This window comes from Geodermatophilus sp. URMC 62 (assembly GCF_052931475.1).
Genome location: NZ_JBRFHY010000001.1, coordinates 3958626 through 3978468, shown reverse-complemented (window position 1 = coordinate 3978468; position 19843 = coordinate 3958626). Strand labels below are relative to the sequence as shown.

At 76.0% G+C, this 19843-nt stretch carries 15 protein-coding genes; 4 read left to right on the top strand and 11 right to left on the bottom strand.

Annotation, left to right across the window (positions count from 1 at the left end):
- Positions 1-224: 224 nt before the first annotated feature.
- The 6 genes from ACU616_RS19250 to ACU616_RS19225 all read right to left on the bottom strand — a co-directional run bounded on the left by ACU616_RS19250 (position 225) and on the right by ACU616_RS19225 (position 7058).
- The gene (locus ACU616_RS19250) at positions 225-1691 is read right to left on the bottom strand and encodes a C40 family peptidase (RefSeq protein ID WP_446760023.1); all 1467 of its coding nucleotides are present in this window, start codon (positions 1689-1691) and stop codon (positions 225-227) included.
- Between the two features lie 188 nt (positions 1692-1879).
- Positions 1880-3415, bottom strand: coding sequence for an AMP-binding protein (locus ACU616_RS19245; RefSeq protein ID WP_446760022.1), 1536 nt, complete (start codon positions 3413-3415; stop codon positions 1880-1882).
- A gap of 91 nt (positions 3416-3506) precedes the next feature.
- On the bottom strand, positions 3507-3938 hold the full coding sequence (locus ACU616_RS19240) for a DUF1772 domain-containing protein (protein WP_446760021.1): 432 nt from the start codon (positions 3936-3938) through the stop codon (positions 3507-3509).
- A complete protein-coding gene (locus ACU616_RS19235; protein ID WP_446760020.1) occupies positions 3935-4246 on the bottom strand; it encodes a hypothetical protein in 312 nt (103 codons plus the stop codon). Before ACU616_RS19235 ends, ACU616_RS19240 begins: the two co-directional genes overlap by 4 nt.
- Positions 4243-4998, bottom strand: coding sequence for an SIR2 family NAD-dependent protein deacylase (locus ACU616_RS19230; protein WP_446760019.1), 756 nt, complete (start codon positions 4996-4998; stop codon positions 4243-4245). Before ACU616_RS19230 ends, ACU616_RS19235 begins: the two co-directional genes overlap by 4 nt.
- A 53-nt stretch (positions 4999-5051) precedes the next feature.
- Entirely contained in the window at positions 5052-7058 is a 2007-nt protein-coding gene (locus ACU616_RS19225) for a serine/threonine-protein kinase (RefSeq protein WP_446760018.1), read from the bottom strand.
- Positions 7059-7260: 202 nt separating this feature from the next.
- Here ACU616_RS19225 and ACU616_RS19220 point away from each other — a divergent pair, with 202 nt between their 5' ends.
- The 3 genes from ACU616_RS19220 (at position 7261) to ACU616_RS19210 (ending at position 11680) form a co-directional block, all read left to right on the top strand.
- Positions 7261-10119 carry an aconitate hydratase gene (locus ACU616_RS19220; protein ID WP_446760017.1) on the top strand — a complete coding sequence of 953 codons (2859 nt, stop codon included), beginning with the start codon at positions 7261-7263 and terminating at the stop codon, positions 10117-10119.
- A 5-nt stretch (positions 10120-10124) separates the two neighbouring features.
- Positions 10125-10880, top strand: a complete 756-nt coding sequence (locus tag ACU616_RS19215) for an SDR family oxidoreductase (protein ID WP_446760016.1) — start codon at positions 10125-10127, stop codon at positions 10878-10880.
- A 119-nt stretch (positions 10881-10999) separates the two neighbouring features.
- The gene (locus ACU616_RS19210) at positions 11000-11680 is read left to right on the top strand and encodes a sirohydrochlorin chelatase (protein ID WP_446760015.1); all 681 of its coding nucleotides are present in this window, start codon (positions 11000-11002) and stop codon (positions 11678-11680) included.
- A 24-nt stretch (positions 11681-11704) separates the two neighbouring features.
- Here the strand turns inward: ACU616_RS19210 and ACU616_RS19205 are convergent, their stop codons facing one another.
- The 5 genes from ACU616_RS19205 to ACU616_RS19185 form a co-directional block, all read right to left on the bottom strand.
- A complete protein-coding gene (locus tag ACU616_RS19205; RefSeq protein WP_446760014.1) occupies positions 11705-12169 on the bottom strand; it encodes an SgcJ/EcaC family oxidoreductase in 465 nt (154 codons plus the stop codon).
- Between the two features lie 43 nt (positions 12170-12212).
- Entirely contained in the window at positions 12213-14114 is a 1902-nt protein-coding gene (locus ACU616_RS19200; protein WP_446760013.1) for an ABC transporter ATP-binding protein, read from the bottom strand.
- A gap of 85 nt (positions 14115-14199) precedes the next feature.
- Positions 14200-14973 carry an enoyl-CoA hydratase/isomerase family protein gene (locus ACU616_RS19195; protein ID WP_446760012.1) on the bottom strand — a complete coding sequence of 258 codons (774 nt, stop codon included), beginning with the start codon at positions 14971-14973 and terminating at the stop codon, positions 14200-14202.
- Positions 14970-15200 carry a helix-turn-helix domain-containing protein gene (locus tag ACU616_RS19190; protein WP_446760011.1) on the bottom strand — a complete coding sequence of 77 codons (231 nt, stop codon included), beginning with the start codon at positions 15198-15200 and terminating at the stop codon, positions 14970-14972. The genes ACU616_RS19195 and ACU616_RS19190 overlap by 4 nt, the downstream gene beginning before the upstream one ends.
- A gap of 262 nt (positions 15201-15462) precedes the next feature.
- Entirely contained in the window at positions 15463-17064 is a 1602-nt protein-coding gene (locus ACU616_RS19185; protein ID WP_446760010.1) for an ABC-F family ATP-binding cassette domain-containing protein, read from the bottom strand.
- Between the two features lie 126 nt (positions 17065-17190).
- Here ACU616_RS19185 and ACU616_RS19180 point away from each other — a divergent pair, with 126 nt between their 5' ends.
- The gene (locus tag ACU616_RS19180) at positions 17191-19317 is read left to right on the top strand and encodes an SCO7613 C-terminal domain-containing membrane protein (protein ID WP_446760009.1); all 2127 of its coding nucleotides are present in this window, start codon (positions 17191-17193) and stop codon (positions 19315-19317) included.
- The last annotated feature ends 526 nt before the right edge of the window (positions 19318-19843 follow it).

Genomic DNA, 19843 nt, shown 5'->3' with positions numbered 1-19843 from the left:
GTCCCACCCGGACCCGGCAGTCCGTCCGCTGCGCGGGACGCCGCGCCCGGCGCCGTCCGCGGGCGACACTCCGACCGCCGACGTGGGACGACGCGCCCGAGGACACTGCGGAGGCGGCGCTGTGACTGCTAGCGTGGAGGGGCGTCGGGCAGCTCCCCCCGTGGCTGCCCGACGCCCCAGCTCTCCCGCGGTGACCGTTCCCGCGTGGCTCGCGGGCAGGTCCGTCAGCCGGTGGGGCGGACCGCCCCGAAGTAGTCGCTGCCGAACCACATCGACGACACCTTGACGACGTCGCCGCTCTGCGGGGCCTGCACCACCTTGCCGTTCCCGAGGTAGAGCGCCACGTGGTAGATCGACGTGTACGCGCTGCCCGAACCCCAGAAGACCAGGTCGCCGGCGCGCAGGTCCGACCGCGCCACGGTCGACCCGCGGAAGCGCCACCACTGGTCGCGGCTGGTGCCGCCGATCTGGATGCCGGCCTGCGCGTAGGCGTACTGGGTCAGCCCGGAGCAGTCGAAGCCGTAGACGCCGGTGTCCGGCGGGATGCCGTAGCCGGGGCCGCTGCTGCCGCCACCGCCCCAGCTGTAGGGCAGGCCGCGCTGCGCCATCGCCGCGGCGATCGCGGTGTCCACGGCCGAGGTCGAGGGCGCGCCGGCCGTGGTGGTCGGCGGGGGGGTCGGGTCCGATGCCGGCGTGCCGGTCGACGGGGTCGACGACGAGCTGCCCGAGGAGCCGGACGACGAGCCGGACGACGAGCCGGACGACGAGCCGGACGTCGAGCCGCCCGAGGAGGACCGGGACGGGGAGCCGCCCGACGACGGGGCCGGCGCGGGAGCGGGCACCGCCGCGGGCGCGGGCCGGGCGGCCGCCGCGGCCTCCGCGGCCGCTCGTGCGTCCGCGGCCTCCGCGGCTTCGGCGGCCTCGGCAGCCGCGGCCGCCTCGGCGGCGTCCTGCTCCTGCTGCATGCCGGCCACCTGCTGCCCGGCGGCCTCGGCCTGGGCGGCGACGGCGTCGCGCTGCTCGGCGAGCGCGGCGGTCTGCTCGCGGGCGGAGATCTCCTGCGCCTGCGCGCCGGACAGCGCCGTGGCGGCCTGGGCCTGCAGCGACTCGGCCTGCTCCGACGCGGTGGCGGCCTGCTCCCGGGCGGTGGCGGCCTGCTCCTGCAGGACGGTCAGCGTGGCGACGACGTCGACCCGGTGCGTGCCGGCCGCCTCCAGCAGCGCGGCCCGCTCCAGCAGCTGGGCGGGGCCGTCGCTGCTCAGCAGCGCGGCGGCGCCGGGCGCGGTGGTGCCCTGCACGTAGCTGTCCCGGGCGAAGTCGGCGACGTCGGAGCGGCCGGAGGCCAGGTCGGCGTCGGCCTGCACGACGGCGGCCGCGGCGGCGTCGGCGCTCGCGCGGGCGGCCTCGTAGGCGGCCTGGGTCTCCTCGTAGTCCTGCAGGGCGATCTGCGCCGCCTGGTGCGCGGCGGTCGCGGACGCCTCCGCCTCGGCCAGCTGGGCGCTGAGCACCCCGACCTGCGCCGCGGCGGCGTCGCGCGCGGCCTCGGCCGCGGCGATGTCGGCGTCGCTGGGCGCGGCGGACGCCGTGGCGGGGGTCAGCCCGGCGACGACGAGGCCCGCCAGCACCGTCCCGGCCGCCCGTGCGCCCCAGGAACGCACCGTGCGGTGTCGCGTGCGTGCTCGCGTGCCCACGTCTCGGCCTCCCGGTGCGGCCGGCGCGGGCCGGTCGCACGTGCTCTCCGGGCGCCCCCGTGGGCGCCGCTCGGAGCAGGGATCGACCCCGTCGGGGCACCGGTTGAGGAGGTCTCACCCGCACGGGTGAGGACGACGCCCCCCGCTGCGAGCTCGCGGCGACCCCTGCGGAGGGCCGCGACGCCGCGCTAGTGGACCTGGCGCTCGGTGTCCGACCAGAAGGCCTCACGCAGCTTGAACTTCTGGATCTTGCCGGTGGCGGTGCGGGCCAGCTCGTCGCGGAACTCGACCCGCTTGGGCGCCTTGTAGCCGGCCAGCCGGGCCTTGCAGTGCGCGATGATCTCCTCCGGGGTGGCGCTGCGGCCCTCGGCGAGGACGACGAGGGCGGTGACCAGCTCGCCCCACTTCTCGTCGGGGACGCCGATGACCGCGACCTCCGCGACCGCCGGGTGGCTGAAGACGGCGTCCTCCACCTCGATCGAGGAGACGTTCTCCCCGCCCGTGATGATCACGTCCTTCTTGCGGTCGGAGATGGTGAGGTAGCCACCGTCGTCGATGCTGCCGCCGTCGCCGGTGTGGAACCAGCCGCCCTCCAGCGCCTCGGCCGTGGCGTCGGGGTTGCTCCAGTAGCCGGCCAGCACGGTGTTGCTCTGCACCAGCACCTCGCCGGACTCGCTGGTCCGCATCCGGGTGCCGAGGGCCGGGACGCCGGCGCGGGACAGCCTCCGGGCCCGCTCCTCCGGCTCGAGGGCGTCGTACTCCTCGCGCGGCCGGTTGACGGTGACCAGCGGGGCGGTCTCGGTGAGGCCGTAGATCTGGTTGAACTGCCAGCCCAGCTCCTCCTCGATGCGGGCGATGGTCCGCGACGGCGGCGGCGCGCCGGCGACCACGATGCGCACCCGGTCGCGCCCGGGGACCTCCCCGTCCCAGGAGGCCGCGGCGTCGAGGACGGCGTTCCACACGGCGGGCGCCCCGCACATCAGCGTCACACCGTGCTGCTCCACCCGGCGCAGGATCTCCGCGCCGTCCACCTTGCGCAGCGCCACCTGGCGGGCGCCGAGACCGGCCAGGGCGTAGGGCATGCCCCAGCCGTTGCAGTGGAACAGCGGCAGCGTGTGCAGGTAGACGTCGCGGTCGCTGACCTGCATGTGCATGCCGAAGGTGACCGCGTTGACCCACTCGTTGCGGTGGGTCATCTGCACGCCCTTGGGCCGCGCCGTCGTGCCGCTGGTGTAGTTGATGGTGGCGGTGGCGTCCTCGTCGGGCTCCGACCACGGCCGCGGCTCGGTGTCGAAGCGCAGCAGCTGCTCGTACTCCTCGCCGATGGTGAACCGGTGCTCGGCCTCGACGGACTTGAGCGAGGACTCCAGCTCCGGGTCGACCAGGAGGACCCGGGCCCCCGAGTGGCCGACGATGTAGCCGACCTCCTCCTGGGAGAGCCGGAAGTTGATCGGCACGAGGATCCGGCCCGACGACGGGACGCCGAGCAGCAGCTCGATCAGCCGCCCGGCGTTGTGGCTGACGACCGCCACCCGGTCGCCCTCGCCGATGCCCAGCCCGTCGAGGGCGGCCTGCATGGCACGGGCGCGGCGGGCGACCTCGCGGTAGGGAACGTCGCCCATCGAGGGGGCGGGCTGGTTCGGCTCGTCGACGATGCCGACCCGGTCGCCGTAGACCAGCTCGGCGCGGTCGAGGAAGTCACGGGTGGTCAAGGGGACGCGCATGCCGACTCCCGGTTCGCAGGGCTGCCGGCGCCCGGTCAGCCGCTCGACGTGGTCCCGGTCACGCTAGCCGCCGTCGGCACCCGTGGCGCCCTCAGCCGTGCGCGGTCAGCACCAGCCACGCCGCGGCGAGCGTCCCGGCGGTGGCCGCCACTGCCCGGACGGTGTCCACGCGCAGCAGCCGCCGGTGCGCGCCGGCGTCCCAGCCCTCCCCCAGCCGGCGGTGCAGCGGGACGGCCAGCAGCGCCGTCACCCCCAGGACGAGGGCGAGGCAGGCGGCGCCGGCGAGGACGGGGGCCAGGGGCACCTGCCCGGGCCGGGCAGCCAGCAGCCACAGCGTCGTCCCCGCCTGACCGGCGAACAGCGGCCCGACCACGTGGCTGACCCGCCGCTGGTGCGCCCGCTCGTAGGCGGGGAACGCGGCGGCGGGCACCCCGGCGAACTGGGGGTAGACCAGCGCGCGCACCGTCCACTGGAAGCCGGCGTAGGCGGCGGTCAGCGCCAGGTGGACGACCAGCAGCGTCACGGCTTCGGCGGCTTGCCGCGCCAGGCGAGGCTGCGGGCGTCCAGCTCCCGCAGCAGCGGGTCGCCCTCGGCGAGCACCCGCTCGGCCAGCGCGACCGCGCCGGCCAGCTGCTCGTCGGAGAGCTGGGCGAAGGCCGGCGACCGTCGCCGGTCGAGCACGTCGTACCACCGGCCGCCGACGGCGTGGTCGAGCACGATCCGGCCGAAGCAGTGGTCGTTGCTGACCACCCAGCGCCCGGCCCGCGCCCGCCGCGGCAGCTCGTCGAGCACCAGCGCGCGGTAGCGGGCTTCGAGCTCCGCGCGGGTCACGTGCCGACCAGCCGCGGCAGTGCCGTCGAGATGGGCTCGCGGACGACGAGGACGGCCAGCCCGTCGTAGGGCGTGGGCTCGGCGTTGACGATGACCACCCGCGCGCCGTGCGCCGCCGCGACCTCGACCAGCCCGGCCACCGGGTACACGACCAGCGAGGTGCCGACGGCGAGGAAGACGTCGCAGTCGGCGGCGGCCGCGGTCGCGGCGTCGAGGACGGCGGCGTCGAGGGCCTGGCCGAAGCTGACCGTCGCCGACTTGAGGATCCCGCCGCAGACCAGGCACGCCGGATCGGGGTCGCCGGCGTCGATGCGCGCCATCGCCTCGTCCATCGACGTCCGGTCGCCGCAGGAGAGGCACTCGACCGCGTGCACCGTGCCGTGCAGCTCCAGCACCCGCTGCGGCGAGGAGCCGGCCGCCTGGTGCAGGCCGTCGACGTTCTGGGTGAGCAGCGCGCGCAGCCGGCCCTGCCGCTCCAGCTCGACCAGCGCCCGGTGCCCGGCGTTGGGGGTGACCGCGGCGGCCCGCAGGTCGGCGCGCGTGCGCCACGCCCGGCGCCGGATCGCGGGGTCGGACACGTAGTAGGACAGCGTCACGAGCTTCTCCGCGTCCGGGTCGCGGGTCCACACGCCGTTCGGTCCGCGGTAGTCGGGGATGCCGCTGTCGGTGGAGACGCCCGCGCCGGTCAGGACGGTCACGCGGCCGGCGTCGGCGAGCCAGCCGGGCAGCGGGTCGGGGACGGCGCCGGTCACGCCGTCCACGGTAGGGAGCCGCCGCCGGCCGTGCCGGGCGGGCGAGGAGTGGGTCAGCGCACCAGCGGGGTGAGGACCGGGACCGCCTGGTCGCGGAAGGCCGGCGTCACGCGGCTCTGGTCGCGGAGCAGCCCCAGCAGCTCGCCGACCTCGGTGCCCTGCTCGAAGACCGGCAGCGTGGCGGCGGCGCGCAGCGAGTCGAGCACCTCCCCGGCGGCCGGGCCGACCCGGGCCGGGTCGCGCTCGGTGTCGGCGAGCAGCGCCTGCAGGGCCGCGTAGGCGCCCGGCTCGGCCAGTCCCCGCAGCGTCGGCAGGGCCGCGTCGCGGAAGGCCGGGCTGACCTGGTCGTCCTCGGCCGCCCGGGTCACGGTCGTGGCGAGGGCGGCGGCGACCTCGGCGGTCCGGTCGGCGGGCACCTGGTGGTCGAGGGCGACGAGCTCCTCGAGCAGGGCCGGTCCGGCCGGCCCGATCGCGGTCGGGTCGTGGGCGACCAGCTCCACCAGGTCCACCAGCCGGTCGGGCCGGACGACCCCGTCGAGCACCTGCCCGACCCGCTCCCCCACGTCCCGCGCCAGGGTGCCCTCGGACACGGCGGTCGCGACGGCGCCGGCGGTGAGCAGGGCGGCCGACCGGCGCGCCGGGCCCTGCTGCCGCGCCACCTCCTCCAGGCGCGCCAGGACCTCCCCGCCGGCGGCGCCGACCACCGCGGGGTCGTCGGCCGTCGCCTCCCGCAGGGCGGCGACGGTCGCGCTGAGCTGCTCGTCCGGCGTCGCGGCGTCTGCGGGCAGGGGCGGCAGGGCCGACGTGGCCGATGTGGCCGATCGGGCCGGGGGCGGCGCGTCGGACCCGCCTGCGTGGACCAGGACGACGGCGAGCACGACCCCGATCAGGGCCGCCACCAGCAGGCCGGCCGCCAGCAGCCGCCGGGCGCGGCGGCGCGGTCGGCGCCGGGGTCCGACGACGACCCGGAACCGGTCGGGGGCCGCCCCGGGGACGGGGGTCGTGCCGGTGCGCGGTGGCCGGCCGCTGCCGTCGCCGTCGCCGTCCTCGTCGCCGTCGCCGTCGCCGTCGCTGTCGCCGTCGTCGTCGTCGCCGTCGCCGGGGAGCTGCAGCAGGGCCGTGCGGGCGGGGGCGTCCGGGGCGACCGCCGCCGGGGGCACGGTCGCGGGCGGGACCTCCGCGCGCGACGGCGTCCGCGCGACCCGGGCCAGTGCCCGCGCCGCCTCGTCGGCGGTGGTCCGCGCCGCGGGGTCGCGCTGCAGCAACCCCTCCAGCACCGGGGCGAGCAGGCCGGCGCGCAGGTACGGCGCGTGCTCGCCGACCATGACGAGGGCCAGCGTGGTCATCGGGTCGCGGCCCTCGTAGGGCGGCCTGCCCTCCACGGCGGTGAACAGCGTCGCGCCGAGCGCCCAGAGGTCGGCTGCGGGCCCCGGCTCGTCGCCGCGCGCATGCTCCGGCGCCATGTAACCGGGCGAGCCGATCAGCAGCCCCGTCGAGGTCAGGCTCTGGTCGCCCGGCACGGAGGCGATCCCGAAGTCGGTGAGCAGGACCCGGCCGACGGGGTCGGCCGGGTCCTGCGAGGACACCAGGACGTTGGAGGGCTTGACGTCGCGGTGGACGACGCCCCGCGCGTGCACGGCGCGGAGCGCGCCGAGGACGGCCAGGCCGACCCGGGCCGTGGCCTGGCGCGACAGCGGCCCGTCCTGCTCGACGACCTCGGTCAGGGTCCGGGCCGGGACGTACTGCATGACCAGGAAGGTGGTCGCGCCCTCCTCGACGACGTCGTGGACGGTGACGACGTCGGGGTGGTCGAGCCCGGCCGCGGCCCGCCCCTCCCGGCGCATGCGCTCCTGCATCACCGCGCGGTCGGCGGCGGAGGCACCGACGGGGAAGGTGAGCTCCTTGACGGCGACGACCCGCCCGAGCAGCAGGTCCTCCGCCCGCCACACCGTGCTCATCCCGCCGACGCCGAGGCGCTCGTCCAGGCGGTAGCGGCCCGCGACGACCACCCGGTCCCCGTCGGTGCCGTCCGGGACCCGGAGTCCGGGGCTCGTGGACACGGCGCGGGGCTACCCTGCGCGGCACCGTCCAACCCCGGGCCACCCGGTGGTGCCCCACCGTCCGCCGCGGGCCGCGGCGACTGCTGAGACGGAGGTCACGGGGTCAGGGAAGGGTCGCCTTCCCAGCGGGCCGGACGCGCGGGCTGGGATGATGGGGTCTGGAATCACAGCCCGATGGACTCTCGAGGGTGAGGCGCAAGCAGTGGCAGCCAGCAAGGACAGCTTCGGGGCCCGGTCGACGCTCAGCGTCAAGGGCACCGACTACGACATCTACCGGCTCGACGCGGTCGAGGGTGCAGACCGGCTCCCCTTCAGCCTGAAGGTCCTCCTCGAGAACCTGCTGCGCACGGAGGACGGCGCGGACATCACCGCCGACCACATCCGCGCGATCGCGAACTGGGACCCCTCGGCCGAGCCGGACCAGGAGATCCAGTTCACCCCGGCCCGCGTGGTCATGCAGGACTTCACCGGCGTCCCCTGCATCGTCGACCTGGCCACCATGCGCGAGGCCATGGCCGACCTCGGCGGCGACCCGAACCGGATCAACCCGCTCGCCCCGGCCGAGCTGGTCATCGACCACTCCGTGATCGCCGACGTCTTCGGCACCCCGGAGAGCTTCGAGCGCAACGTCGAGATCGAGTACGAGCGCAACGGCGAGCGCTACCAGTTCCTGCGCTGGGGCCAGGGCGCCTTCGACGACTTCAAGGTCGTCCCGCCGGGCACCGGCATCGTGCACCAGGTCAACATCGAGCACCTGGCCCGCGTGGTGTTCCCGCGGCAGGAGGGCGACCGCGTCGTCGCCTACCCCGACACCTGCGTGGGCACCGACAGCCACACCACGATGGTCAACGGCCTGGGCGTGCTGGGCTGGGGCGTCGGCGGCATCGAGGCCGAGGCGGCCATGCTCGGCCAGCCGGTGTCGATGCTCATCCCGCGCGTGGTCGGCTTCAAGCTGACCGGCGAGCTGCCCGACGGCTCCACCGCCACCGACCTGGTGCTCACGATCACCGAGATGCTGCGCAAGCACGGCGTGGTCGGGAAGTTCGTCGAGTTCTACGGCGAGGGCGTCTCCGCCGTCCCGCTGGCCAACCGCGCCACGATCGGCAACATGAGCCCGGAGTTCGGCTCCACCGCGGCGATGTTCCCCATCGACGGCGAGACCATCGACTACCTGCGGCTGACCGGCCGCTCCGCCGAGCAGGTCGCGCTCGTCGAGGCCTACGCCAAGGAGCAGGGCCTCTGGCACGACCCGTCGCGCGAGCCGGCCTTCTCCGAGTACCTCGAGCTCGACCTGTCCACGGTCGTCCCCTCGATCGCCGGCCCCAAGCGGCCGCAGGACCGGGTCGCCATCACCGACGCCCAGCAGGCCTTCCGCGCCGCGCTGGCCGACTACGTGTCCGCCGACGAGACCGGCGGCGACGACCGCAAGCCCGGCGTCCCGCAGAACACCCAGCCCTACGGCGTGGAGTCCCGCGTCGACGAGGCCTCGGCGGAGTCCTTCCCGGCCTCCGACCCGGCCACCTCGGCCCCGGGCAGCGAGCGCGGCAACGGCAGCGCCGGGCAGCCGCACCACTACGAGGACGACCCGGTCACCGGTCGGCCCTCGAAGCCGACCCCGGTGGTCATGGAGGACGGCACCGAGACCACCGTCGACCACGGCTCCGTGGTCATCGCGGCCATCACCTCCTGCACCAACACGTCGAACCCGTCGGTCATGATCGGCGCGGCGCTGCTGGCCAAGAACGCCGTCGAGCGGGGCCTGACCACCAAGCCGTGGGTGAAGACGACGCTGGCCCCCGGGTCCAAGGTCGTCACCGACTACTACGAGAAGGCGCAGCTCACCCCGTACCTGGAGAAGCTCGGCTTCTACCTGGTCGGCTACGGCTGCACCACCTGCATCGGCAACTCCGGCCCGCTGCCCGAGCCGGTCAGCAGGGCGGTCAACGAGGCCGACCTCGCCGTCGTCTCGGTGCTCTCGGGCAACCGCAACTTCGAGGGCCGGATCAACCCCGACGTCAAGATGAACTACCTGGCGTCCCCGCCGCTGGTCATCGCCTACGCGCTGGCCGGGTCGATGGACGTCGACCTGAACAACGACCCGCTGGGCCAGGACGCCGACGGCAACGACGTCTTCCTGCACGACATCTGGCCCTCGCCGCACGAGGTGCAGCGGGTCATCGACGAGGCCGTCTCGGCGGAGATGTTCAGCAACGACTACGCCGACGTCTTCGCCGGCACCGAGCAGTGGCAGGCGCTGCCCACCCCCACCGGCGACACGTTCGAGTGGGACCCGCAGAGCACCTACGTCCGCAAGCCCCCGTACTTCGAGGGCATGCAGGACCAGCCGGCCCCGGTGCAGGACATCACCGGCGCCCGCACGCTGGCGGTGCTCGGCGACTCGGTGACCACCGACCACATCTCCCCCGCCGGGTCGATCAAGGCCGACAGCCCGGCCGGGAAGTACCTGTCCGAGCACGGCGTGCAGCGCCGCGACTTCAACTCCTACGGCTCCCGGCGCGGGAACCACGAGGTGATGATCCGCGGCACGTTCGCCAACATCCGGCTGCGCAACCAGCTGGTGCCCGGCACCGAGGGCGGCGTCACCAAGAACCACCTCACCGGCGAGACGACGACGATCTACGACGCGTCGGTCGCCTACCAGGAGCAGGGCATCCCGCTGGTCGTGCTGGCCGGCAAGGAGTACGGCTCGGGCTCCTCGCGCGACTGGGCGGCCAAGGGGACGGCGCTGCTGGGCGTCAAGGCGGTCATCGCCGAGAGCTACGAGCGGATCCACCGCTCCAACCTCATCGGCATGGGCGTGCTGCCGCTGCAGTTCCCCGAGGGCCAGAACCGGGAGTCGCTCGGCCTGACCGGCGACGAGGAGTTCACCATCACCGGGATCACCGCCCTGAACGACGGCGAGACCCCGCGCACGGTGAAGGTGAAGGCGGGCGACGTCGAGTTCGACGCCCGCGTCCGGATCGACACCCCCGGTGAGGCGAACTACTACCGCAACGGCGGGATCATGCAGTACGTCCTGCGCTCGCTGCGGCGGGGCTGACACCGGTGGACCTGGGCCTGGGCGGTCGCGGGTACCTGCTCACCGGCGCGAGCCGTGGGCTGGGCCTGGCGACCGCCCGGGCCCTCCTCGCCGACGGGGCCCGCGTCCTCGTCAGCTCCCGCTCGGCCCCGTCGGTCGACGCGGCCGTGGCGTCGCTGGGCGAGGGCGCGTCCGGGGTGACGGCCGACCTCGCCGACCCCGGCACCGTCGAGGCACTGGTGACGACGGCGCTCGAGCGGCTCGGCCGGGTCGACGGCGTCCTGGTCTCCGTCGGCGGCCCGGCACCGGGCACGGTGCTCGGGACGCCGGAGGAGCACTGGCGGGCCGGCGTGGAGAGCGTGCTGCTCGGCCCGCTGCGGCTGGTCCGGGCGCTGGTGCCGCACCTGGGCGAGGGTGCGGCGATCGCCTTCGTGCTCTCCACCTCGGTGCGCTCCCCGCTGGAGGGCCTGGCGGTGAGCAACGGCCTGCGCCCGGGCCTGGCGATGACCGCCAAGGGCCTCTCCGACGAGCTCGGCCCGCGCGGGATCCGGGTGGTCGGGCTGATGCCCGGCACCATCGCCACCGACCGGATCACCGAGGTCGAGGCCGCCTCCGGCGACCCCGCCGCCGCCCGTGCCCGCACCGAGGCCGGCATCCCGCTGTGCCGGGTCGGGCAGCCCGACGAGTTCGGCCGGGTGGCCGCCTTCCTGCTCTCGCCGGCCGCCTCCTACGTCACCGGCACGATGGTCGCCGTCGACGGCGGCCTCCTGCGCACCCCATGATGAAGGACCCCCTCGCCCCTCGAGAAGGACCTCCTCGCCCCCCGTCACTCGCAGGCTCGCGACGGGACCCGGCGAGGGGGCCGATCGACGCTCGCGGCGGGCCCCTGCGAGGGGGCCACGTGCTCGTGGCGTGCGCGCACGGCACCCGCAACCCCACCGGGCGGCGGCTGGTCGCCGAGCTCGCGCTGGCCGCACGCCGGCTGCGTCCCGGACTGACCACCACCGCGGCGTTCGTCGACGTGCAGCCGCCCACCGTGGTCGACGTCGTCGCCGGGCTGGCCGCCACCGGGGCGCCGGCCGTCGTGGTGCCGCTGCTGCTCTCGGGCGGCTACCACGTGCACGTCGACATCGCCGGGGCCGTGGCGGCGCACGAGTCCGCCGTCGCCGCCCGTCCACTGGGGCCCGACCCGCGGCTGGCCGAGGTCCTGTCCGACCGGCTGGTCGAGGCCGGCGCCGACCCCGGCGACCCGCTCACCGCCGTCGTGCTCGCCGCGGCCGGGTCCAGCGACCCGCGCTCGGTGGCCGACGTCGAGGACACCGCCGACCTGCTGCAGCGCTCCTGGGCCGGCCCGGTGACCACCGGCTACGGCTCGGCCGCGCAGCCGCCGGTCGCCGACGCCGTCGCCGCGGCGCGCCGGGGTGGCGCCGAGCGGGTGGTGGTCGCCTCCTACCTGCTCGCGCCCGGGCACTTCCACGGCAGGCTCGCCGAGGCCGGCGCCGACGTCGTCACCGCGCCCCTGCTGCCCGACGAGCGCATCGCCGCCGTCCTGCTCGACCGCTACGACGCCGCCCTCGGCTGATCCCCCGTCGCGTCCCCGGCCGGTCTACTGCCGGACGGCGAGCAGGCCGCGCAGCTCCGCGGTCAGGGCGTCGCGGGCGTCGCGGCGGCCCAGCCACGCGGCCGGCGTCGCCTGGAACAGCGAGATCTTCCAGCGCCCGTCCTCGAGCACCGCGACGACGGTGTGGATGGCGTGCAGGCCCGGGTCGATGTCGTCCTCGCCCGGCGGGATCATCCCGGAGTGGGCGTGCAGCAGGGCCACGCCCTCGCCGATCGTGCGCACCGAGCGGACCAGCCCGACGTAGGTGGCCGTCGGGTGGCTGCCGAAGACCCGCCGCAGGTCCGAGGCGATCGACAGCCGCCCGCTCACCGTGGTGCCGTCGTAGCCGACCATGTCCCCGTCGTCGGCGAACCCGGACGCCACGGCCGCGCCGCTGCGCCGGTTCCAGCCGTCGAGGAAGGCGGCGTAGAGCGCGCGGATCTGGGCGTCGTGCGGGTGGGCGGACGTCACGGAACTCCTCCTGGTGCTGCTGGGGCCAGAGGAACGCTAGTTGCTACGCCGCGCCGACCGTCCGACGCTCGCCGTCGGCGAACTGGGTGCGGTAGAGGTCGGCGTAGCGCCGCCCGAGCGCCAGCAACTCGGCGTGAGTGCCCGACTCCACGATGCGACCGCCGTCGATGACGAGGATCTGGTCGGCGCTGCGGATCGTCGACAGCCGGTGGGCGATCACCAGCGACGTCCGGCCGGCCAGCGCGGTGTCCAGCGCGTGCTGCACCGCCACCTCCGACTCGCTGTCGAGGTGCGCGGTGGCCTCGTCGAGGATGACGATGCCGGGCGCCTTGAGCAGCACCCGCGCGATCGCCAGCCGCTGCTTCTCCCCACCGGAGAGCCGGTAGCCGCGGTCGCCGACCACGGTGTCGAGCCCGTCGGGCAGGGAGGCGATGAGCGCGGCGATCCGGGCGCCGGTCAGCGCCGACCACAGCTCCTCCTCGGTCGCCTCGGGACGGGCGTAGAGGAGGTTGGCGCGGATGGTGTCGTGGAAGAGGTGCGCGTCCTGGCTGACGACGCCGATCGCGTCGCGCAGCGAGGCCAGCGTGGCCTGCCGGACGTCGACCCCGCCGACCCGCACCGCACCGGCCGTGACGTCGTAGAGCCGCGGCACCAGGTTGACGATCGTGGACTTGCCCGCCCCGGAGTGCCCCACCAGCGCGACCATCTCGCCGGGCTCCACCCGGAAGCTGACGTCGTGCAGCACCGCGGTCGGGCCGCCGTGCTCGGGCAGCGACACGTCCTCCAGCGAGGCCAGCGAGACGTCGGCGGCCGCGGGGTAGCTGAACGAGACGCCGTCGAACTCGATCGAGCGGTCGTCGGCCGGCACCGGCACCGCGTCGGGCGCCTCGGCGATCATCGGCGGCAGGTCGAGCACCTCGAAGACCCGGTCGAAGCTGACCATCGCGCTCATCACGTCGACCCGGACGTTGGACAGCGCCGTCAGCGGGCCGTACAGCCGCGACAGCAGCAGGGCCAGCGCGACGACGTCGCCCGGCGAGAGCGACCCGGTGAACGCCAGCCACCCGCCCAGCCCGTACACCAGGGCGGTGGCGAGTGCGGCGACCAGCGTGAGCGCGGTGAAGAACGTGCGGCCGTACATGGCCGACAGGACGCCGATGTCGCGCACCCGGGCGGCGCGGCCGCGGAAGGACTCCGCCTCGGCCTGCGGGCGGCCGAACAGCTTGACCAGCAGGGCGCCGGCCACGTTGAACCGCTCGGTCATCGTCGCGTTCATCGACGCGTTGAGGCCGTAGGACTCCCGGGTGATCTCCTGCAGCCGCTTGCCGATGCGGCGGGCCGGCAGCACGAACAGCGGCACCAGCACGATCGAGAGCAGGGTGATCTGCCAGGACAGCGTGAACATGACGCCGGCGGTGAGCACCAGGCCGATCACGTTGGAGACGACGCCGGACAGCGTCGAGGTGAACGCCTGCTGCGCGCCGACGACGTCGTTGTTGAGCCGGCTGACCAGCGCGCCGGTCTGCGTGCGGGTGAAGAAGGCGACCGGCATCCGCTGCACGTGCTCGAACACCCGGGCACGCAGGTCGTAGATGACGCCCTCGCCGATGCGCGAGGAGTACCAGCGGGTCGCCAGCGAGATGGCCGCGTCGACCACCGCCAGGCCGGCGATGAACAGCGCGATGCGGATGACGCCGCCGGCGGTCCCGTCCAGCCGGGCGATGCGGTTGACGATGTCCCCGGCCAGCAGCGGCGTGATCACACCGATGACCGAGGAGCCGACCACCAGCAGCAGGAAGAACGTCAGCTCGCGGCGGTAGGGCCGCGCGATGCCGAGGATGCGGCGCACCGTCCCCTTCGGCAGCTCGCGCGAGGTGACCGACGGGTCGCGGCGGAACGACCGCATGGCCGCCATGGAGGTCATCGGACCCATGGGACCGCTCATGGCACGACCTCCTCCCCCGGCAGCAGCAGGGACGGCCGGCGGCACGCACAACAGCCGCCGGCCGTCCCCTGTTCCGGTGCGCTGCTCAGGTGCCGGCCAGCTCGGCCAGCCGCCGTGCCTGTGCCGCCCGCTCGGCGGCGTCCTGCACGTCGGGGGGGTTGCGGACGGCGGAGCGCACCAGCGCCGCGGTCTCCCGGCTGGCGCCCGGCGGCGGGGCGGTGAGCGCGGCCACCAGCCCGGCCACCGCCTCGTCGAGGCCCGCTGCCGGGACGACGGCGTTGGCCAGGCCCGTCGTCAGCGCCTCGGCCGCACCGACCGCCCGGCCGGTCAGGCAGATCTCCATCGCCCGCGAGTAGCCCACCAGCTCGGTGAGGGTGCTCGTGCCGGTGAGGTCGGGGACCAGGCCGAAGGTGGTCTCCGGCAGCCGCAGGGAGGCGTCCTCGGTGAGCACCCGCAGGTCGCAGGCCAGCGCCAGCTGCGCGCCGGCCCCGATGGCGTGGCCCTGCACCCCCGCCACCGACACGATCCCCGGCGACCGCAGCCACCGGAACGCGGCCTGGTAGGAGCGGATGCGCTCCTGGGCCAGTTCCGCCGGCATCGAGCCCAGCTCGCCGAGCCCGCCGGGGGTCGACGGGTCGGTGCTGAACAGGCTGCGGTCCAGCCCCGCGGAGAACGAGCGGCCGGCGCCCCGCACGACGACCACGCGGACGTCGTCGTCGAGGGAGGCGCCGACCGCCGCGAGCGCCGTCCAGGTGGCCGGCGTCTGCGCGTTGAGCTGGTCGGGACGGTCGAGCGTGACGGTGAGGACGGCGCCGTCGCGGCCGGTGCGGACCCGGCCGTCGGCGTCGGCCGCCGTCACGCGCTCTTCTTGGTGTTCCGGTTCGCCCCGCCACGGCTGCGCAGGGTGGCACCGGACTCCGACAGGAGCCGGTGCACGAAGCCGTAGGACCGGTTGGTCGAGGTGGCCAGGGACCGGATGCTCTCCCCGCCGTCGTACCGCTTCTTGAGCTCGTCGGCCAGGGACGTGCGGTCCCCGCCCGTGATGCGCTTGCCCTTGCCGAGGTCCGCCGTGCTCGAGTCGGCCATGACTCCCCTCCGTCGCCGCCGTCGGCGCCGGTCGACACCGGCCCGTCGGGTGCTCGTCCGCGTGGTGCCGCCGTCCCCGTGACGGCCGCCTCCCGCGTCGATGATCACCCAGCCCGCCGACCTCGGCCACGCGAACGGAGGAATCCCGGGTGGGCCCCACGGCGGCCGGCCGTCCTCCCTCCGCCGTGGTCATCGGCACGTGGCGGACCGACACGCCGCGAGAGACGGCCGGACGCCGGTGATCACGCCGGGTGGTGAGGTGCTAGGCGAGCTCGACGAGGTCGGCGAGGTCCTCGCTCCAGGCGTCCTCGGTGCCGTCGGGCAGCAGGATGACCTTGTCGGGGTCGAGGGCGCGCACCGCGCCCTCGTCGTGCGTGACGAGCACGATGGCGCCGGCGTAGGTGCGCAGCGCGTCGAGGACCTGCTCGCGGCTGGCCGGGTCGAGGTTGTTGGTCGGCTCGTCGAGCAGCAGCACGTTGGCGCCGGAGACGACGAGGGTGGCCATCGCCAGCCGGGTCTTCTCACCGCCGGAGAGTGTGCCCGCCCGCTGGTCGGCGGCGTCACCGGAGAAGAGGAAGGCGCCGAGGATCCGCCGCAGCTCGGTGTCGGTGCTCTGCGGCGCGGCCGCCCGCATGTTCTCCAGCAGCGAGCGGTCGTGGTCGAGCGTCTCGTGCTCCTGCGCGTAGTAGCCGATCCGCAGGCCGTGCCCCGGCTGTACCTCGCCGGTGTCGGGCACCTCGGTGCCGGCCAGCATGCGCAGCAGCGTCGTCTTCCCCGCGCCGTTGAGCCCGAGGACGACGACCCGCGCGCCCTTGTCGACGGCGAGGTCGACGTCGGTGAAGACCTCGAGCGAGCCGTAGCTCTTCGACAGCCCCTCGGCGGTGAGCGGCGTCCTGCCGCACGGTGCCGGCGTCGGGAACCGCAGCTTGGCCACCCGGTCCTGCACCCGCACGGCCTCCAGGCCCGCGGCCAGCCGCTGGGCGCGCTTGTCCATGCTCTGCGCGGCCTTGGCCTTGGTGGCCTTGGCGCGCATCTTGTCGGCCTGCGCGGACAGCGCGTCGATCTTGCGCTCGGTGTTGGCGCGCTCCTGCCGCCGGCGGCGCTCGTCGGTCTCGCGCTGGGCCAGGTAGGCCTTCCAGCCGAGGTTGTAGGCGTCGATGGTGGCCCGGTTGGCGTCGAGGTGCCACACCTTGTTGACCACGGCGTCGAGCAGCTCGACGTCGTGGCTGATGACGACCAGGCCGCCCTTGTGCGCGGCGAGGAAGCCCTTCAGCCAGGTGATCGAGTCGGCGTCGAGGTGGTTGGTCGGCTCGTCGAGCAGCAGCGTCTCGGCGTCGGAGAAGAGGATGCGGGCCAGCTCGACTCGGCGCCGCTGGCCGCCCGAGAGGGTCCGCAGCGGCTGGCCCATGACCCGGTCGGGCAGGCCGAGCGCGGTGCAGATGCGGGCCGCGTCGCTCTCCGCGGCGTAGCCGCCCAGGGCGGCGAACTGGTCCTCCAGTTGCCCGTACCGGCGGACGGCGCGGTCGCGCTCGGCGTCGTCGGCCGGCTCGGCCATGGCCACCTGGGCCTTGACCAGCCGGGCCTTGAGGACGTCGAGGCCGCGGCCGGACAGCACGCGGTCGGTGGCGGTGGTGTCGAGGTCGCCGCTGCGCGGGTCCTGCGGCAGGTAGCCGAGCTCGCCGGTCACCTCGACCTTGCCCGCGTGCGGCAGGCGCTCACCGGCCAGCGTGGTGAGCAGGGTCGTCTTGCCGGCGCCGTTGCGCCCGACCAGGCCGATGCGGTCACCGGCCTGCACGCGCAGGCCGATGTCGCTGAGGAGGACGCGGGCGCCGGCGCGCAGCTCCAGGCCGGTCGTCGTGATCACTGATCCCAGGGTAGGCGCTCCCGCGCCGGATCCCGAGTCGATTGCCGGTGACCTCGGCGGCACCGGCCGTCCACAGGTGGGGTGAGAGCGGTTCCGCTCCGCCGTGCGCGCGGTCACCATGCCGGCATGACCTCGACGGACGGACCCCCGGGCCTGCCCTGCCCCGTCTGCGGCACCCCTGCCGCGCGGCCGCCCGCGGCCTGCCCGACCTGCGGGCTGCCCGCCGTCGGCCAGGCGGCGACGGTCGTGGCCCGCCTCGGGGCGACCATCGAGGAGTTCGCCCGGGAGCGGGACGCGCTGCTCGCGACGCTCCGCGCGGCGGCCGCCGGCCCGGTCGCCGGGCCGCGCCCCGCCGCCTGGGCGCCGGCCCCACCGCCGCCCGCCCCGCCGGTGTCCGTCCCTCACCCGGTGGCGGCGACCCCGGTGGCGGCGACCCCGGTGGCGGCGACCCCGGCGCCGCGCCGGCGGATCAGCCCGCAGCAGGTGCTGGTGGGCCTCGGCGCGCTGCTGGTGGTGGCCGCGGCCCTCGCCTTCGTGGCGGTCGCCTGGACCCGTCTGGGCGTGACCTTCCAGGCCGCGGTCATGGCCACCGTCACCGCCGCCGCCGTGGCGACGTCGGCCTGGACCGCCCGCCGCGGGCTGCGCGCCACCGAGGAGGCGCTGGCGGCCACCGGCGCGGCCCTGCTGGCCGTCGACCTCGGCGCGGCGCACGCGCTGGGGCTGTGGGGCCTCGACGCGGTGCCGGATCGGCTGTGGGCCGGGCTGTCCTGCGCCGCGGTCGCCCTCGTGGCCCTCGGGCTCGGTCGGCTGACCCGCAGCACCGTGACCTGGCCCGTGGTCGCCCTGCTGGCCGCCCAGCCGGTGGGACTGCTCCTGCTCCCCGACCGGCCCGCCGCGCAGGCCGCCGGGGTCGCGGTCCTCCTGGGGACGGCGCTGGCCGACGTCCTCGCCGTCCTCGTCCTGCGCCCGGCGCTGCACCGGCTCGCCCTGGCGCTCGCCGGCCTGTGGGCCGCGCTCGGCGCCCTGCGCGGCGTCGGGGTGGCCTGGGAGCAGGGGCCGGCGCAGTCGTGGACGGCCACGGCGGTCCTCGTCGTCGCCGGCGCCGTGGCGGTGCTGCTGCTGCGCGAGCTCCGGCTCGTCGACCTGCGCCGGGTCGCCGTCGGCGCCGCCGGCGTCCCGGCACTGGCCCTGGGCGGGTCGCTGGCGGGGGTGCAGGTCGCGGGCGGAGAGCTGGCCGGCTCCGTGGCCGGGGTGGGCCTCGGACTGGTGCTGCTCACCGCCGCGGTGCCCGTGCGCTCGGCCCCCGCCGTGCTGGCCGGCCTGCTGACCGGTGGGGCGACGCTGGCCGGGGCCGGCGCCGTGGTGCTCGCCGACGCCGGGCGCACCGACCTGCTGGCGCTGCTGGTCCTCGCCGCCGCCGTCCCCGCGACGCTGGCCGCGGTGCTGCGCCCGGAGGTGCGGGCGCCGGCCACCGGCGTCGCCCTGGCCGTGCCGGCCCTCGCGGTGCTGCTCGCCTCCGACGCCCGTCTGCTGGCACCGGAGGTCGCGGGGCTGCTCCTCGCGCTGACCGCCGCGATCGCCCTCGGGGTGGCCACGCTGCGGGCCCGGTGGCCCGAGGAGGTCACCGCGGCGGCGGCGGGCGCCGGCACCGGCCTGCTCGCCGGCCTGGTCGCGGGGACCGCCGGCGCCTGGGGCCAGGTGGGGATCGACCTGGCCGTCACCGGGACGGCCGCCGGCGTGTACGCCGTCGTCATGCGGCGGCGGCCGGTGGCGGTGCTCGCCGTCGCGGACCTGGTGGTGGCCGGCTGGATCGCGGCGGCCGGCGCCGACGTCCGGACGCCGGAGGTCTACTCGTTGCCCGCCGCGGCCGGGCTGCTGCTGCTCGCGCTGCCGGCCCTGCGCGCCCGGGCGTGGTCGTGGTCGGCGGAGGGCGGGGCGGTGGCGGTCGCGCTGGTGCCGTCGGCGATGGTGGTCGTCACCGACCCGACGGCGCTGCGCCTGGTCCTCGTCGTCGCCGCGTCGGCCCTCCTGACGGTCGCCGGGACGCTCGCCCACCGGCAGGCGCCCTTCGTCGTCGGCGCCGGAGCGCTGGCGTTCGTGGCCCTCGGCCGGCTGTCCGTCTACGCGCCCCTGGTGCCGCGCTGGGTCGCCCTGGCCACCGCCGGCCTGCTGCTGCTGGTCGTCGGCGCCACCTACGAGCGGCGGCGGCAGCAGGCGCGCGAGGCCGTCGCCTGGGTCGCGCAGATGCGCTGAGCCACCCGCCCTGCCCGCGGCGTCGGGTGCCCCTAGCGTGGGAGCCGGAGGGCCGACGGGAGGGGGCGCGATGGCTGCTGCGCCGGTGCCACCGCTGCCCTACCCCGGTCCGTCGGGGCCACCCGACCCGGTCACGCGGCTGCGGCCACCGCAGGTGCTGCTGGCCGTCGGCGTGGTGCTGCTGGTGGCGGCCGGCGTGGCCGGGCCCGTGCTCGTCGGCGGCACCGCGCGGACCGGCGTCCTCCTCCTCGCGGCGCCGGTGGCAGCGGCCTCCGCGTGGGCCGGGCGGGCCGGGCTGCGCAGCACCGAGGAGGCCTGCGCCGCCGCCGCGGCGGCGCTGGCGCTCACCGGCGCCGCCGCCGGTGACCAGCTCCTGGGCGGCGGGCCGGTGCCGCCGCTCCTGCTCGCGGCCGTCCTGGTCGGCCTGCGCGTGCTGCTGCCGCGCCCGCTGGGCTGGCCGCTGGCCGCGTGGGTGGCCGTCCAGGTGGCGGCGCTGCGCTCGCTGGACCTCCTCGCCTCCGGCGTC